Genomic DNA, 15,163 nt, shown 5'->3' with positions numbered 1-15,163 from the left:
GGTGGGCGGAATGAGATCTACTCGCCTCCCGACGAGCCCGACACCTCGCGCTCGATCCAGCGGCAGATCACGTCCACCACATAGGCGCGCTCCGCGCGGCTCAGTTCCCGCCCCTTGGGGATCTGGTGCCAGCGCTGGAGACAGGTACGGCAGCAGGTGGCGGTCGCGTGCTGGGCGACGAAAACCGGGTGGCCGCGGTAGGGGGTCTGCTTGCCGTCCTTGTATGGCTCGGCCGGCGCCAGCCGCTTGGCTATGAGGTCGTAGGCGTGCCATCGCATCGTGGATGGGCCGCTCAGCTCTGCCATGGCCCGCTCGCGACCGCGCAGATGGAACTTCGCGCGGAACGGATGCCGCGCGATGGCGTCCAGCCGTTGGTCGAGCGAGTCAGGCATCGGATCGGGCATCGAACGCTCCGCGGGAAGACAGCAGCCCTCTCGATCATATGGCTGCCGGTCTGTGGGTGCCGGCGCCGTGTATCGCATGTCCGCTGGTCACGGCCCTGTAGACGCCGAACGGTGCCCGTCCCCTCAGGACAGGCACCGCTCGGCTGTCTCACTGCGGGAACGAGCCCTAAACGGCCATCGACGGAGCGTAGGGCGACACGGCCGGAGCGATCTGCACTCCGGGGGCCAGGCCCAGGGCGACCAGAGCGTCGGGCAGGCCGCGTCCGACATGGGCGGCCTCCCATGTGCCGGGGGCGGTCAGCTGGCGGCAGCTGGCGGCGATGATCTCGAACAAGTGCTGCACCCGGCCGGGTCCGCGGGGCAGCAGTTGGCCGTGGAAATCCTCGTGGTGGGCGAGCACGAGGGCCGCAAGACCGGCAACGTGGGCCGAGGCCGCGCTGGTGCCGTCCAGGACCGCGTATCCGCCTTGCGGCGAGCACGACAGGACAGCCACGCCGGGGGCGGCCGCGTCGACCTCGGGGCCGTAGCAGCTGAATCGCGCGGCGAACAGCCCATCCGGCGTCAGCGGCGGACCCGCATGGGTGGCATGGGATGTGTCCGGCGGGTAGGAGCCGAAGACGCCCAGCGCGCCAACAGTGAACACGGTGGGCAGCCTGCCCGGGAAGGCGACCGGTCCGGCCATGTCACCCGCCGGGGCGACGCAGGCGATCCCCGCCGCGTTGGCATCGGCGAGTTTGTGTGAGACCAGCGCTGACGAGTACGGGGTGGCCACTGCGATGTGGGCGATGTCGGCTTCCTGCTCGATGCAGTGGTCGAGAGCGGCGATCAGATCGCTGAAGCAGCCGTTGGGCATCACCTGACAGACCTCGATCTGCGCATCGACGGCGATGCCGATGACGCCCTTGCCGGTGTCCGCCGCGGCGATGATGCCCGCTGCGTGGGTACCGGTGCCCACCATGTCGTGGGCCCAGCCCCGTTCCGTGCCACGGACGAGATCAACCCCGGAGCGCACCCGGTCCTTCAGATCGGTGTGCTCGGCGGAGACGCCCGAGCCGATGACCGCGACCTTGACGCCGAAGGCGCGGAAGGTGGGAGGCAGCCGGTCCAGCCGCATGGCCTGCTGGCCCCAGCCGTACTGCTGCCGCTCGTCCAGCCCTGGGTACACCTCACCCAGCGGCGTGAGGGTGACCTCGTTCTCCCGGGTCACCGACAGGTCCGGGCGATTGATCCAGCGGTCCACGTATCCGCCCGCGGGCCGGACGTACAGGGACTGAATGGACTGTGCCGTGTCCGTAGCCAGCGTGACGGTCACCCTCCCGTCGGCGCCGGTGATGCCCTGGGCCGGCCATGACGTCCCGATCAGGAACACGCCCGCCCCAGCCAGCGGTGCGCCCTCCGGGCCGTGGACGCGTAGCGAGATGTCGACAGCTTGTTCCAGCGGCGCGACCAGCCCCGGATCGCGGAGCGGCACGATCCCTGCAGTCGGCGTAGCGGCGGGTCCGGTTCCGCACAGCGGCAGGTCCGGCTCGATGTGTACGTGCAGCGACCGCATCGCCGGTAGTTGAGTTTCAGCCGCCTCGACGACCGCGATTTCCGGGCAGGAGGGAGACAGCCCGGCCGATCGGAGCTTCTCCGACGGCTGGAGTCTGCGGGTTACTGTGACCTCGGGCATCCGTTCCAGCTGGTCACACAGTGCGTCCATGCTGAGTTCAGGTACTCCTGGCGGGAGCAGATGCTGCGGCAACGGCGTCACCATGTACCGCTCCCGGCGTCGCTGCACCGGGGCCGACGACTGTGCGCCTTTCTTGCGCGGATCCGCCTCCCTGCCCGTCCCCCCGGGCCCACCAGCCGCCGCACCCCCGGACCCGCTCTCACTGCTGTTCTGGGGCCTGTCCTTGACCATCACGTCCACCTTCACCACGCCTACGTCGTACTTGTGGTCCTGATCCGGAGACGGGGCGGCTCACGCTTCCACGGTGATGCGGTGTGCCCGGGAACACTTCGGGCACACCGCATCGCGCCGCCCAGGCGTCAGCCGATACCGAACGGCTGCTGACCCATCGGGCCGAAGCCGAAGCCAGGCTGCTGCTGGAACTGCTGGTACGGCTGCTGGAACGGCTGGAACGGCTGCTGGCCGAACCCAGCACCCCACTGCTGCTGGCCCTGCTGGCCCTGCTGGCTCTGCTGGAGCAGCGCCACGATCGCGGTCGGCAGCGCCTGCTGCACGGACTGCTCCACTGCATGCCGGATGCCGCTGTGCAGCGAGCGGTGCAGCGCCACAGCCAGGTAGGGGTGCGCCTGCTGGGCGATGCCCTGCTGCTGGAGCTGCTGCTGAATCTGCTGGAGCTGCTGGAACGTCTGCTGTACTCGTTGTGCGACCTGCTGGCCCGCCTGCTGACAGGCCTGCTGGACCGCTTGCTGAACCGCCTGGATGAGCTGCTGTTGGCCGCCCATCTGCGGGGCCATCTGCGGGGCCATCGGCGGGGCCATCTGCTGCTGCATGGGTTGAGTACCGGTCATAACCGACATAAAATCCTCCACACGACACCGCCAGCTAGATGCTGACGTAGGGACTCATGGCTCAGATGTCGCACAACTCGACCACTTGAACGCTAAGTCGGTGTCGGCGCCGCCGCAATCGGACAGCCGGTTCCGGAGCCCGGCACCACGTGCGGATCACCCCATCTACCAGCACAGATGCCGCCTTCGCTGCCTTTCCTGCCCCTTCGGCATCGCACCAGCCAGGGGGATGATCAAGCTCCCTGGGCCCCGGGCGTTTCACTCCGCCCCGAGGTCCCGGCGCATCACACGGCGTAGTTCAGCGATAGCTGCATCGTTGGCATCTTCCAGTTCCACGTACACGGCGCTGGCCGCATCAGCGCCCTCAAGGATGCGGTCGCGCATCGCTCGCAGCGCCTTGAACGCGGCCCTGGATGCCTCGACGACATCCGCCGGCGCGAGGATCGCCAACTGGTCCACGGACTCGTGAGCATAGAGTCGGGGTGACGATGCGTCACCAAGCACAGCCGCCTGAGGTTCAGTGCCGACGCGGGAGCGACATGGTCAGCAGGGAACGCCATCGAACTGGTTGAAGCGATGTGGTCACAAAGGCGTCAGGAAGCCTCAACCGCGTACGGGTACCTGCTGGAAGTCGGCATTGCCGACGTCGCGGAACACGCCCTCGGCTGCATCGGCCTGCGCACCCTGTCGCATCTGACGGTCGAACAATGCCAGCACCGCTTCACGATCCATCCGCGGACTCCGGCACCGAACGGGCGTACGCAGCAAAGGATTTGCTCAGTAGGACCGGGCTCGTTTGCGGTACTGCTCTTCCAGCTCGGCTGGGGAGGACTTCGGGTAGGAGATGCGCGCGGGGTCCCCGTCCGCGGTGTAGCGGGGGATCTTGCCCGCCGCGAGCTTGTCGAGCCAGCGGGAGGAGCCGAATGGAGCGTCCGGTGCGGCCGAGCGTATACGTGGGATTCCGGCCGGGTCGAAGGCCGCGGCGTACGGGGATGGCGCCGGATTGACGCCCGCGAGGTAGACGCCGTGGTGTTCGTAGGACACCCCCTCCGAACTGCCGGAAAGCGCCAGCCGGGCGGAATGGGGGCGACTGCCGAACGGCAGGGCCATGGAGACCACTTCGGCGCCTGGGGCCCGCCGCGTTATGGCCTTCTGGTCGGCCGCGATCTGATGCTGCACCTGCCGCGCCGTAAGCCCGCTGAGCCTGGCGTGGTCGAGGGTGTGGTTGCCGATCTCGAAGCCGTGCTGGTGCAGCCAGGCCATGGCCTTGCCGGCGCCGGTGGCGGGGAAGGCGTTGCGGTTGACGAAGAAGGTGGCGACGGGGCGGAACCCCGGGTGCCGGCCGGCCACCTCCAGCAGGATGCCGACAGCGCAGTCATCGGTGGGCACGCCACCCGGCCCCAGTGTGAGCTGGCTGTCACTGGCGTCGTCGAAGGTCAGAACGACGGGGTGAGTCCCCGCCGGGATGTCGGGCTTCCCGGTGCTGTACTCCGCGGCGGTCACGGGGACGTACCTCTCCCGTGCCAGCCGCTGGAGTTCGGCGCGGAAGTCCTGCGGGGTGCGGTCGGAGGCGCGGCTCGGCTTGTCGACAATCCGGTGGTACATGAGCACCGGTACCGAGCCGAGTTCGTTGGCGTGCTCGCCCACCGGAGCGCGGTGTTCCTGCGGAGCTTCGGTGGACTTCGCAGCCGGAGGATCCGGCGTATCGGCCCTGGAGAGGCCATCACCTCGGGAGTCCGCGCAGGCGGCCGCCAGCGCGGCCAGAGGCAGGACAGCAACGCACGGCAGACGGAGACGACGAAGACGCACGAGACCTCCTTGAAGGGATGTGCACCGGGTAATCGCTTACCTCGCCGGCCCGGCCGTCACTCTTCTCGGCGGGCTTCTCGCCATGGCGGCGGCCGTCGCCGGCCGCGCCCTGACGTGTATCGGTGCTACGGAACGAACAGGTCCACCAAATAGGTCGGATCCGGCTCGATCTCCGCATAGCGCCCGGTCTCCTTCGACCAAGCCACATTCCCGGCGGTGAGCGCGTGGAAGTCCCTGACACAGCGGAGCGCGTCGGCGATGACGTCGTCGGCGAGGCCAGAACGCGCCAGTCGCCCGGGCAGGACCTGCTCGAGGTCGAGGATGCGCTGCACGTATCCGGCCTGCATCGCGGCCACTCGCTCCACCGCCTCCTGGAGGCTGGACTGCTGATGGTGGCGGATCACCGTGACGGCGTTGAACGCGTAGTCATGGGCGAGTTCCTTGCGCAGTGAGTAGAGATCGTTGATGCAGGCATTTGCGTAGATCACCGCCTCTCGCATGTCCGCGAAGGCCGGGTTCGCATGCAGTTGGTCGGGCAGGTCCACACCTGAACCGATTTCCATCAGGTCCAGAACCGCATCGAATGCGAATGAGGCTCGGCGGTGCGCGAGATATTGCTGGAGGCCAGGTACGCGCCCTTCCTCCCGATGAATCATATCGGCCCGGTAGCTGTCGAAATACCACAACAGGTGCGGTACGAATCTGCGCTGCCATGCGGAAGAACGGACAGCTTTCGTACGGCGCCACAGGTCGTCCAGGGAACGCCCCAGTCGCCCAGCCGTAACCTTTCTGTCGAATACGGCGAACAACGGCCCGAAGGCCTCGCGCCATTGCTCCGGCTGGTAACCGCGCACCGGGTCGTCGTCGAACTGGTCGTCCAGCTGGAACAGCCACGCGTTCCACTGGGTTATCAGGATCAGCGTCTCTTGAGAGGCGTTGGGGCACAGCCACGCGGTGAGCCGGTCAACCCGAGTGCGCTGCACATGCCGGCGCGCCTCCTCGGTGGGCGCCAGACCGAACTCCTCCAACCACGCCTCGGTGGCCGCCGTGGCCTCCTCGAGTTCCGGATTGAGCGCTGCCGGTCTGGGTATGTAAAGGTCCGGGATCCGGAAATTTTCCATACGTCAAGCTCGTTTCTCGGTAATTCTCCGCCATTGGCGACATCCAGCGACATTGCCGCTGCGGCATGCCAAGGCCCGCCTCGAGCACGACCAGGCAACCCCAACCACCGACGTAAAATACCCTGTCCCTTCGATGAGTTCGACAGAGGTCATCGTTTTCTTGGCGATCTTTACCTTGCGACGGACAGCACTACAGGCCGGCGGAATTCGGTTAACGGTTGGCCTCGGATACAAGGCCCTTGTAAATGAGGCAAGTTGGGGCGGACGGCGTTCGGGCCTGGGTCAGCTGCGGCGGCCGGGCCTGTTCAGACGAGCCAGCAGAAGAGCCACATCGTCGCCCAGGCCGTGAGTCTTCTGGGTACCGGCAAGGAGATCGTCGACGAGGGTCTCCAGATCGGTCGTGGGCGCCCCTCTCAGAGCCTGGAGAAACCTGTCGAAGCCCTGGTCGATGTCCTTGTTCACGGCCTCGAGCAGGCCGTCTGTGGTCAACGCGAGCACGCTGCCCGGCGCGATGCGCAGGCGCGTGGTCGGGTACCGCTGCTCTCGGTCGATGCCCAGGGGAAGGCCGCCGGGGACCTCCAGGAGGCGCGGCGGCTTGCGGGGGGTGACCAGCGCGGGCGCGGGGTGGCCCGCCCGGCACACCTGGAGCATTCCGTCGGCGGGCCTGAGTGCGATGTAGCAGCACGTGGCGAACAGAGCCCTGTCAGGGTCGGTGTTCAGCTCGGTCAGCAGACGGTTGGTACGTTCCAGAACGGCCGCGGGTGGGTGCCCTTCGTTCGCGTAGGCGTGCACGGCGGTGCGCAGCCGCCCCATGAGAGACGCGGCGTGAACGCTGTGCCCCTGCACATCTCCGATGACCAGAGCCACGCCCCCATCGGGCAGGCTGATGGCGTCGTACCAGTCGCCACCGATCCACATGCCGGAAGTGGCGGCCTGGTAGCGGGCCGCGATGGTCACGCCTGGCACGGTGAGCGGCCCTCGTGGCAGCATGCCGCGCTGGAGCTCGGTGGCGAGCGCGTGTTCCGACTCGTACATGCCGGCTCGCTCCAGTGACTGGGCGAGCAGTCCCATGGCGGCGACCAGAAGAGCCCGCTCCTCGGGCAGGAACTCCTGCGGCCCCGGGAAGCCGACGAGGCAGGAACTGACGCGACCGCGTGAGTCCGTGAGCGGAAGTGCCGCCCACGCTTGTCGCGCCGACTGCTGTGTGAGTGGTGCCAGGTGCGGGTAGCGGGCGATCATCGCGTCCGCGGAGCCGATGAGAACAGGTGCCCTGCGGGCAAGTGACTCCGCTACGAGTGTGCGAGCCGTGGCGTCGAGGGCCCGTATGGACTCGGCGCCCTGCTCGTCGTCGGCGCACGAGGCGGTTACGGTCAGTCGATCACCCTCGGAGGCGATCACCGCCAGCGCGTCCGCTCCGAAGGTGCGCAACCCGGCCTGTGCCGCGGCCATGATGTCTTTGACCGTCACCGCGGCGACCAGCGCCGCGGTCAGCTCCTGCATCCAGCGGTCTCGCGTGGCACGCTCATACAGCCGTCGCTTCTCCGCTTCGTGGCGTTCATGGACGGCCGTGGTGTCCATGACCACTCCGACCATGCGGGCCGGCAACCCGTCGGCGCCAGGCAGGACCCGGCCCCGGGCTTCCAGGGACCGGAGCCCGCCGTTGCCAGGGGTGACCCGGTACTGGATCTGGTAGTTGCCGCAGGATTCCGCTATCAGCCCCAAGGCCTCGCGCACATCGGACAGATCGGACTCGTGTACAGCGGAGAGAAAGCTCCCGATATCCGACGGGCCATCCTCGGGCATGTCGTGGAGCGCGAGGGTGAGCGGGTCGCAGCTCACTTCGCCAGTGGCGATTTCCCAGCAGAAGAAGCCCGCCTGCACGATGCTGGCGCTGGCCTGGAAGGTGCTGGGATCCAACTCATTGTCCTGAAATACGGCAGTCCGTACCGATCCGACGTCATTCACTGGATCTCCTCGCCGCGGCGTGAACTGCTTCTCGCCAAGGAGCCGACCGTACTCAACAGCATGTGCCACGCAGTGTAGTCAGCAGGCGATGAAAACCAGCCACTGAGGGGACTCGAGAACTTGAACTTGCGGGACTGCGACACCGTTCCCTCCTGGATGCGAACGGGGCTCTTGCAGCGGAGCGTGCTCCCGCCCCTCAAGGGAAGATCGCCGGGCCGGCCCAGCAGTGGCCGGATCGTGGGCATGGTAATGACTTCCTGGATCTTGCGCCAGACACCCCACCCCGCAGACCGCGTCGGCCGGGCGGGGCGGAGCCGTACGCTCATGGGCTCGATGGACCCCAAACGGCGATACGTACGGCATCGTCACATAAGCTCACAGTGATGGAGTTGCCGGGCAGGGCGGGCGGGTGTGCCCTGAGGGAAAGGGGCAAGAGAGGAGTCCCGTCATGAGCACCCAAACCGCTTTGCCCGCAGCCCGCCGCCGCACCAGGCCGACCGTCTGGGCCGTCCCGCTCGGGCTGGGGTCCGTCTTCGGCCTGTACGCGGGCATCCTCGATGCGAACCAAGGGACATCCGGGGGGACCTCGGCGTTGCACGGCCTCGTGGCCGGGGTCGTTGTCGCCGTGATCTGTTATGCCGTCGGGCGTGTGCAGGCCCGTATGTCGCGCGAGCTCGAATCCACGGTGTACGGAGTGGTCTTCGGGGCCGCGGTCGGTTATCTGTGCAGCGTCAGCGGACAGACCTTGCTGAAGGCGTCGATGCTGGGACTCACGGTCGGCCTGATGATGGGCATCAGCACCTACTACGCCCTCTACGCCAAGGGGCGCTGAGGCCCAGGGGAGTTCCAGGGCCCTACCCCAAGTAACAGTCCGTGTCCGCAATTCCTTGCGGGCACGGACTTCCGCATGCCATACAGGGGCCATGAGCGACAGCGGGATACGGCAGGCGCGCATCGACGACCACCACTCGATGGTGGCGTGCATCCAGAACTGGTGGGGCGACTCACGCTCGCCCGAGCAGGCCCAGGCGCTGTCCCAGCTGCTGCCGAAGCTGTTCCTGCAGCACTTCGCCACCACCAGCCTGGTGGTGGAGAGCTCCGGTGGGGAGCTCGAAGGGTTCCTCGTCGGATTCCACTCAGGCGACCACGCGGACGAGTCGTACATCCACTTCGTGGGCGTCGACCCGGCCGTACGGCAGCAGGGGGTCGCCCGAGGCCTGTACGAGCGGTTCTTCGACCTGGCCCGCGCGGCCGGGCGCCGCCAGGTACGGGCGATCACCTCGCCCTCGAACAAGGGGTCCATCGCCTTCCACCGCGCCATGGGTTTCGAGATCGAGCAGGGTGACGACGAGATCGACGGCGTGCCCGTACACACCGATTACGACGGCTCCGGGCACACCCGGGTGTGCTTCCGCCGCCGCCTGTGACGCGAGCTCTCCGTACGTACGCCTGAACCACGGGTACCGCCCGCTGCGGGGAAGTTCCGCACACCGGGCTCCCGTTCCGGCGGACCGATGTACGTTCCGGGCATGACATTCGCAGCGGATACGTTCAGTTCGGTCGTGCAGCTCGGCGCACGGTTTATGACGTCGCCCGAAATGCGGGCCCGTGGCGCCGAGTTGGGGCTGGCCGACCGGCTGCTGTACTTCCTGGGCCGGGCGGCGGTGCTCGGTACGCCGTCGCCGCTCCTCACCACCGAGGTGTTGGGGATCTTTCCGCGTTGGATCATCGACTACGCCTATGAGCAGGGCGCCGGGATAGCGCCGGAGAAGGCCGTGTCGGCGTACTCCGAGGGCTGCTGGGACTGGGGGCGGAACCAGCTGTCCGGCACACCCGAGGCGATCCGTGCGGCGCGCCTCGCGCGCCGGGTCGTGGACGCGGCGGACGCCAGTGCGCTGCCGCTGTTCGCCGGCTGGCGGGCGGCCCCGCGGCCCGAGGAGACCGACGGGCCTGCCGCGCTCGCGCACGAGCTGATGCTGCTGCGGGAGCTGCGGGGCGGGCTGCACTTCGCGGCGCTGCGCGCGAGCGGCCTGGGGGTTATGGAGGCGGTCGTGGCCGACCCGGGCGGCGGGCGGGCCCGGCTGCTGCGTACGGCCTGGCCGGAGGAGGAGGCGGACGCGCTCATCGCGCGAGCCGAGCGGATCCCGGACCTGGTGCAGCGGTGGCAGGCCGCGGAGGCGCTGACCGAGGAGGCGTTCGACCGGGTGGTCGCTGCCGCGCTGCCGGACGGGGAGCTGGTCGAGCTACGGGAGCGGCTGGTCGCCCTGGGCTGACCCCGACGCGGGGCAGAACGCCTGCCGGCTGACGTAATCGGCCCGCCCACTCACCCCCGTATCCGGGGCGGGTGGGCGGGCCGACCGCGATTGGTGGCGCCAACCCTCTTGAGTTGTCTATGCAATTTTCCCCCTGGTGATCATTCACCGAACGGGGAGCCCCCCGGCCCCCCTGCCGGGGGAGTATGCCCGTAGCTGGTACACCAGTTCAATAGTGTGATGTGGAAGGCAATGTGAGGCGATGCCGGTCATAGCCGAAACCTCACAGGCGGCGGTCGACGTGGTGTCGACCGCCGCCTGGCGGATTCAGGATGTGCTCAGATGACGTGGCGTCAGCCGGCTGCGCTGTCGGCCACCCACTCGCTCCATGGCATGTTCCAGCCGTTGAGGCCGTTGTCCGGAGCGACGGTCTTGTCCTCGGAGTTCTTCACGATCACGACGTCGCCGATAAGCGAGTTGTCATAGAACCACGCGGCGGGCTGCTTCGGGTCGTTCGCGCCCTTGACGTCGTTCAGACCCACGCAGCCGTGGCTGGTGTTGACACTGCCGAAGATCGAGTCGGCACCCCAGTAGTTGCCGTGGATGAACGTGCCCGACGAGGAGAGCCGCATGGCGTGCGGCACGTCCTTGATGTCGTACTCGCCCTTGCCGTCGTCCTTCTTGAAGCCGACGGTCGCACCGTTCATCCGGGTCTCCTTGAACTTCTCGGAGATCACCATCTGGCCGTTGTACGTCGGGTTCTCCGGGCTGCCCGAGGAGATCGGGATGGTCTTGATGGTCTTGCCATCGCGCACGACGGTCATCTGCTTGGTCTTGGCGTCGACCGTGCTGACCTGGCTGCGACCGATCTTGAAGCTGAAGGTCTTCTGCTGCACGCCCTTCACGCCCGGCGCGCCCTGGACACCGTCGAGGTTGAGCTTGACGGTGACGGTGGAGCCCGCCTGCCAGTACTTCTCGGGGCGGAAGTCGAGGCGGTTGCCGTTGAACCAGTGGCCGGCGACCTCCTGCCCGCTGCTGGAGCTGACCTTGATCGCGGCCTTGACGGCCGACTTGTTGCTGATCGCCTTGTCGAAGTTGATCGACACCGGCATGCCCACACCGACGGTCGAGCCGTCCTCAGGGGTGAAGTACCCGATGAAGCTGTTGGCGGGCGAGACGGTGGTGATCGTGGAGTTCTCGGTGGCGCCGCGGCCCTGGCCGTCCTCGGCCTTGGCGGTGATCCGGTACTTGGTGGCCCGCTCCAGCTGGCCGTTCGGCTTCCAGGACTTGCCGTCCGGGGACACGGTGCCGGGGACCTGGGCGCCGGTGGCGACCGCGGTCATCGTCACCTGGGTCAGCTTGCCGCCGGCGACGCTGACCTTGACGTCGTGGTTGATGCCGGCGTTGTTGGCGCCGTCCTTGGGCGTGATCGTTATTCGGGCGTCGGACGCGTCCTTGGCGGCCGCCTGGTCCACCTGGGCCTGCGACTTCGCATGGTCCCCGGAGCCGTCGCCATCGTCCCCGCCGCACGCGGTCAGCGTCAGCACACCGCCGAGCAGTGCGGCCGCGGCCGCTAGGCCCTTGCGCCGCATACCGTCCGTTATCACACGATTCTCCATTGCATCTGAACCCTGAATCCCCTGGCCGGGTCGCTGAACATACGAGTCCGACCAATCTTTAGGGACACGTATGCGTATACGTCCGTTCCCGTACAGAGGAAACTGTGGGGAACACCACGTCGTACGTCATGGACCCCGGGGCCCGCAAGGCGTCCCGGGGTCCTTTGCGAGAAGACTCACGCTTTCCCGGCGTCGCCTTCCCCATCGACGTCATTCTCATCCTCGTTGGTTCCACCGAATCCGTCGGGACGGATATACCGACCAAGATCGTCCCAGCCCTCCTCCTCGTCCTCCAGACCCCACTCGATGGCGGTCGGGTCGTACTGGATCTCCTCGCTGGTCCAGGACGCCTGGGCGAGCTCCACGCCCGGGATCTGGTTGACCAGATCGAAGGGGTCGACCAGATAGGCCAGAGCCTCCGCCTCGTCCTCCTGGACGGCGGCCCGGGCGTGGCTGCGCTCCTCGTCGGGCATGAACTCGTCGGCGTCGATCTGTTCGAGCGCCGCGCTGGTCAGCGTCTCGGTGTCAGCGATCTCCAGCACCAGATCCACCCGAAGCCGTACATATCTCGATTCGTCAGCAGTGCTCATGCGACGGAGCGTAAGGGCCCCGGCCGCCGAGACTTTCCCGCGACCCGCGACTGTCATTAACATCGGCCCGGACGGCCAATTCACCTGCGCCACAAGGGGGTCCGTTACGTGTCCGCACGCCGCCCGCTGCTGACCGCCTCTGCCGCGGGGGCGGTGTTGTTCGCGCTGTGGTTCGTGCCCTCGGCGAACGCCACGGTCGAGCACGGCCGGACCGGCCAGGAGCAACCGTCGCAGCAGGCAGGGCAGCAGCAGACGCAGCAGGGCCGGGCCGGGCGATCGGCCGCCGCCGGCCCCAAGGACCTCCGCCTCGCCGACACCGGCAGCGTGGACACCACTCCCTATCTGCTGGGCGGCACGGCCTTCCTCGGCTTCGGCGCGGCGCTGGTCGCCGTCGCCTCGCACCGCTCGCGCCGGACGAGCGCGGTCTGACCCCCGGCCCCGCCCGCCGGCCGGCCGGAACGAGCGGGGCCACAGAGGCCGCAGGGAGCCACAGAGGCCGCAGGGGTGGGTCAGGCGGGGCCTGCCGGGATGGGCGGGGCCTGCCGGGGGCACTCAGGCGAGCGGGCCGGTCACCGGTTCCACCGCCGCGATGAGCCGGCCGGAGCGTACGAACTCCTCGGCCGCCGCCAGGTCCGGCGCCAGGAAGCGGTCCTCGCCCGGGCCCTCGACCCCCGCCTCCCGTACGGCCGTCAGCAGCGCGCGCGTCGCCGGCGCCGGGGTCAGCCCCTCGACGTCCTGACGCAGCTCGATCGCCCGCGTGGCGGCGACCAGTTCGACGGCGATGACCCGGCCGAGGTTGTCGATCGCGGTACGCAGCTTGCGGGCAGCGGACCAGCCCATCGAGACGTGGTCCTCCTGCATCGCGGAGGACGGGATCGAGTCGACGGACGCCGGGACCGCGAGCCGCTTCAGCTCGCTGACCAGGGCCGCCTGCGTGTACTGGGCAATCATCAGGCCCGAATCGACACCGGGGTCCCCGGCCAGGAAGGCGGGCAGGCCGTGCGAGCGGGTCTTGTCCAGCAGCCGGTCGGTCCGGCGCTCGGCGATCGAGCCGAGATCCGCTGCGGCGACGGCCAGGAAGTCCAGGACGTACGCGACCGGGGCGCCGTGGAAGTTGCCGTTGGACTCCACCCTCCCTCCCCCAAAGCCTTCGGCCTGGGTGGGGGCACCCCCAGCGGTAGCTGGGGGAGTACCCCCAAGCAGCACGACGGGATTGTCGACTGCGGCCGCCAGCTCGCGGTCGGCGACCAGGCGTGCGTGTGCGAGGGTGTCCCGGCCGGCGCCGGCGACCTGGGGGGCGCAGCGGATCGAGTACGCGTCCTGCACCCGCGGGGCATCGTCCTGGTGGTGGCCGGTGAGGCCGGACCCGGCAAGGATGCGCAGCATGTTGTCGGCGCTCGCGGCCTGCCCGGGGTGCGGGCGGATGGCGTGCAGTTCGGGGGCCAGCACCTTGTCCGTGCCGAGCAGGGCCTCGAGGGACAGCGCGGCGGTGATGTCGGCGGCGGTGAACAGCCGGGCCAGATCGGCGCAGGCCATCACGAGCATGCCGAGCATGCCGTCGGTGCCGTTGAGCAGCGCGAGCCCCTCCTTCTCGCGCAGCACGACCGGCTCGATGCCGTGCGCGGCCAGCAGCTCGCCGGCGGGGCGTACGGTGCCGTCGGGGCCTTCGGCGTCGCCCTCGCCCATGAGGGTGAGCGCGCAGTGGGAGAGCGGCGCGAGGTCGCCGGAGCAGCCGAGGGACCCGTACTCGTGGACAACGGGCGTGATCCCGGCGTTGAGGATGTCGGCCATGGTCTGCGCGACGTGTGGGCGTACACCCGTACGCCCGGAGGCGAGGGTCTTCAGCCGCAGGAACATCAGCGCGCGGACCACTTCGCGCTCGACCCGCGGGCCCATGCCGGCGGCGTGCGAGCGGACGATGTTGCGCTGCAGCTGGGCGCGCAGCTCGGGGCTGATGTGGCGTACGGCGAGGGCGCCGAAGCCGGTCGAGACGCCGTACACGGGGTCCGGCTTGGCGGCCAGGGCGTCGATGACCTCGCGGGAGGCGGCGAGGGCGGCCAGCGCCTCGCCGGACAGCTCGACCCGCGCCGCGCCGCGGGCCACGGCGATGACGTCCTCGGCGCTGGTCCCGGACGTCCCCACCACCACAGTGTGCATATCCATATTCAGGCACCCTAGAGACTGAAACTCAAGATGTCATCACCGGTTCCCTCGCCGGGGAGGCCGCTCCGCGCCGGGGGTCGGGCCCCTGAGGGCGGCGGCCCGACGGTCCCGCCAGAGGGGCGCGCCTCGGCACGGTTCCCGTTGAGGCCGTGCTCGGCCCCGGCAGCCCACCCCGCTTTTGGGACGGCACCCCACGGTGGGGTGCGGCCGCAATTGGGAGTCATGGCCCCAACCCTCATGGGAAGCTGCCGGCCTCGCCACCGGTGCCCTCGCCGGGCGGGCCGCTCCGCGCCGAGGCCAGCCGCTCACGGTGGCGTGCCGCACCTCGTACCGTGGCGGCGCCTCCTCGGCCCGCCCTGTTCCCGGAGCGCGGCGCCCCGCGGCGGCTCGGCCCGCCGCTTCGTGCCGGGGCGCCCCCGCGGTGGTGTGGGGCGGGGCCCGGCGCCTCCGGGGTGGGGGTCCTGGACTGCGCATTCTCGGGCCTGGCGGCCCTGAAAGCGCTTTTACGTCCAGGACCCCCACCCCTCCGACCCCGACCCCCTCGTGTCCCTATGCGAGTACCGGTCCGCCCGCCCCGTACGGCTCGGCGGGCAAGAACGGCAGCGCTCCGGGCCGCCGCCCCGACCCCCTCACGTTCACAGGCGAGCAACGGTCCGTACCCGCGAGCGCATGCCGGCAGGCGTCACGCCATTCGGGGCCGCGACCCCGACCCCCTCGCGT

The 15,163-nt window shown here is 68.9% G+C and carries 15 protein-coding genes; 4 read left to right on the top strand and 11 right to left on the bottom strand.

What is annotated here, in order from left to right:
* Nucleotides 1-17: 17 nt before the first annotated feature.
* The 8 genes from ACY34J_RS13015 to ACY34J_RS12980 all read right to left on the bottom strand — a co-directional run bounded on the left by ACY34J_RS13015 (nt 18) and on the right by ACY34J_RS12980 (nt 7,819).
* Entirely contained in the window at nt 18-404 is a 387-nt protein-coding gene (locus ACY34J_RS13015) for a DUF4186 domain-containing protein (RefSeq protein WP_462726656.1), read from the bottom strand.
* Between the two features lie 166 nt (nt 405-570).
* The gene (locus ACY34J_RS13010; protein WP_462726657.1) at nt 571-2,106 is read right to left on the bottom strand and encodes a S8 family serine peptidase; all 1,536 of its coding nucleotides are present in this window, start codon (nt 2,104-2,106) and stop codon (nt 571-573) included.
* Between the two features lie 329 nt (nt 2,107-2,435).
* The gene (locus tag ACY34J_RS13005; RefSeq protein ID WP_462726658.1) at nt 2,436-2,924 is read right to left on the bottom strand and encodes a hypothetical protein; all 489 of its coding nucleotides are present in this window, start codon (nt 2,922-2,924) and stop codon (nt 2,436-2,438) included.
* A 258-nt stretch (nt 2,925-3,182) separates the two neighbouring features.
* Nucleotides 3,183-3,383, bottom strand: coding sequence for a hypothetical protein (locus tag ACY34J_RS13000; RefSeq protein WP_462726659.1), 201 nt, complete (start codon nt 3,381-3,383; stop codon nt 3,183-3,185).
* Nucleotides 3,384-3,527: 144 nt separating this feature from the next.
* Nucleotides 3,528-3,656 (bottom strand): hypothetical protein, encoded by a 129-nt coding sequence (locus tag ACY34J_RS12995; protein WP_462726660.1) that lies wholly within the window; start codon nt 3,654-3,656, stop codon nt 3,528-3,530.
* Between the two features lie 45 nt (nt 3,657-3,701).
* Complete coding sequence (locus ACY34J_RS12990) at nt 3,702-4,733, bottom strand: polysaccharide deacetylase family protein (RefSeq protein WP_462726661.1); 1,032 nt, start codon at nt 4,731-4,733, stop codon at nt 3,702-3,704.
* Nucleotides 4,734-4,858: 125 nt separating this feature from the next.
* On the bottom strand, nt 4,859-5,854 hold the full coding sequence (locus tag ACY34J_RS12985) for a terpene synthase family protein (RefSeq protein ID WP_462726662.1): 996 nt from the start codon (nt 5,852-5,854) through the stop codon (nt 4,859-4,861).
* A gap of 282 nt (nt 5,855-6,136) precedes the next feature.
* Nucleotides 6,137-7,819, bottom strand: a complete 1,683-nt coding sequence (locus tag ACY34J_RS12980) for a SpoIIE family protein phosphatase (protein ID WP_462726663.1) — start codon at nt 7,817-7,819, stop codon at nt 6,137-6,139.
* A gap of 448 nt (nt 7,820-8,267) precedes the next feature.
* Here ACY34J_RS12980 and ACY34J_RS12975 point away from each other — a divergent pair, with 448 nt between their 5' ends.
* From ACY34J_RS12975 to ACY34J_RS12965, 3 genes are all read left to right on the top strand, one after another.
* The gene (locus ACY34J_RS12975) at nt 8,268-8,651 is read left to right on the top strand and encodes a hypothetical protein (RefSeq protein ID WP_462726664.1); all 384 of its coding nucleotides are present in this window, start codon (nt 8,268-8,270) and stop codon (nt 8,649-8,651) included.
* Between the two features lie 91 nt (nt 8,652-8,742).
* Complete coding sequence (locus tag ACY34J_RS12970) at nt 8,743-9,246, top strand: N-acetyltransferase family protein (protein ID WP_462726665.1); 504 nt, start codon at nt 8,743-8,745, stop codon at nt 9,244-9,246.
* A gap of 102 nt (nt 9,247-9,348) precedes the next feature.
* Nucleotides 9,349-10,092 carry an SCO6745 family protein gene (locus tag ACY34J_RS12965; protein WP_462726666.1) on the top strand — a complete coding sequence of 248 codons (744 nt, stop codon included), beginning with the start codon at nt 9,349-9,351 and terminating at the stop codon, nt 10,090-10,092.
* Nucleotides 10,093-10,424: 332 nt separating this feature from the next.
* Here the strand turns inward: ACY34J_RS12965 and ACY34J_RS12960 are convergent, their stop codons facing one another.
* Both ACY34J_RS12960 and ACY34J_RS12955 read right to left on the bottom strand, forming a co-directional pair.
* Nucleotides 10,425-11,690, bottom strand: coding sequence for a L,D-transpeptidase (locus ACY34J_RS12960; protein WP_462726667.1), 1,266 nt, complete (start codon nt 11,688-11,690; stop codon nt 10,425-10,427).
* A 176-nt stretch (nt 11,691-11,866) separates the two neighbouring features.
* Nucleotides 11,867-12,280 carry a hypothetical protein gene (locus tag ACY34J_RS12955; protein WP_462726668.1) on the bottom strand — a complete coding sequence of 138 codons (414 nt, stop codon included), beginning with the start codon at nt 12,278-12,280 and terminating at the stop codon, nt 11,867-11,869.
* Nucleotides 12,281-12,388: 108 nt separating this feature from the next.
* On the opposite strand from ACY34J_RS12955, the gene ACY34J_RS12950 reads away from it, so the two are divergent.
* Complete coding sequence (locus ACY34J_RS12950; protein ID WP_462726669.1) at nt 12,389-12,709, top strand: hypothetical protein; 321 nt, start codon at nt 12,389-12,391, stop codon at nt 12,707-12,709.
* Nucleotides 12,710-12,832: 123 nt separating this feature from the next.
* Here the strand turns inward: ACY34J_RS12950 and hutH are convergent, their stop codons facing one another.
* On the bottom strand, nt 12,833-14,443 hold the full coding sequence (gene hutH, locus ACY34J_RS12945; RefSeq protein WP_462726670.1) for a histidine ammonia-lyase: 1,611 nt from the start codon (nt 14,441-14,443) through the stop codon (nt 12,833-12,835).
* Nucleotides 14,444-15,163 lie beyond the last annotated feature (720 nt).

The sequence above is a fragment of the Streptomyces sp. HSS9-12 genome (genome assembly GCF_054963655.1).
This window is presented reverse-complemented; position numbering and strand designations above follow the sequence as displayed.

Coding starts and splice junctions, on each gene's coding strand:
- ACY34J_RS13010 (WP_462726657.1), bottom strand. CDS start 2,106: ATGGACGCACTGTGTGACCAGCTGGAACGGATGCCCGAGGTCACAGTA.
- ACY34J_RS13015 (WP_462726656.1), bottom strand. CDS start 404: ATGCCCGATCCGATGCCTGACTCGCTCGACCAACGGCTGGACGCCATC.
- hutH (WP_462726670.1), bottom strand. CDS start 14,443: ATGGATATGCACACTGTGGTGGTGGGGACGTCCGGGACCAGCGCCGAG.
- ACY34J_RS12955 (WP_462726668.1), bottom strand. CDS start 12,280: ATGAGCACTGCTGACGAATCGAGATATGTACGGCTTCGGGTGGATCTG.
- ACY34J_RS12965 (WP_462726666.1), top strand. CDS start 9,349: ATGACATTCGCAGCGGATACGTTCAGTTCGGTCGTGCAGCTCGGCGCA.
- ACY34J_RS12985 (WP_462726662.1), bottom strand. CDS start 5,854: ATGGAAAATTTCCGGATCCCGGACCTTTACATACCCAGACCGGCAGCG.
- ACY34J_RS12995 (WP_462726660.1), bottom strand. CDS start 3,656: ATGGATCGTGAAGCGGTGCTGGCATTGTTCGACCGTCAGATGCGACAG.
- ACY34J_RS13005 (WP_462726658.1), bottom strand. CDS start 2,924: ATGACCGGTACTCAACCCATGCAGCAGCAGATGGCCCCGCCGATGGCC.
- ACY34J_RS12975 (WP_462726664.1), top strand. CDS start 8,268: ATGAGCACCCAAACCGCTTTGCCCGCAGCCCGCCGCCGCACCAGGCCG.
- ACY34J_RS12960 (WP_462726667.1), bottom strand. CDS start 11,690: ATGGAGAATCGTGTGATAACGGACGGTATGCGGCGCAAGGGCCTAGCG.
- ACY34J_RS12970 (WP_462726665.1), top strand. CDS start 8,743: ATGAGCGACAGCGGGATACGGCAGGCGCGCATCGACGACCACCACTCG.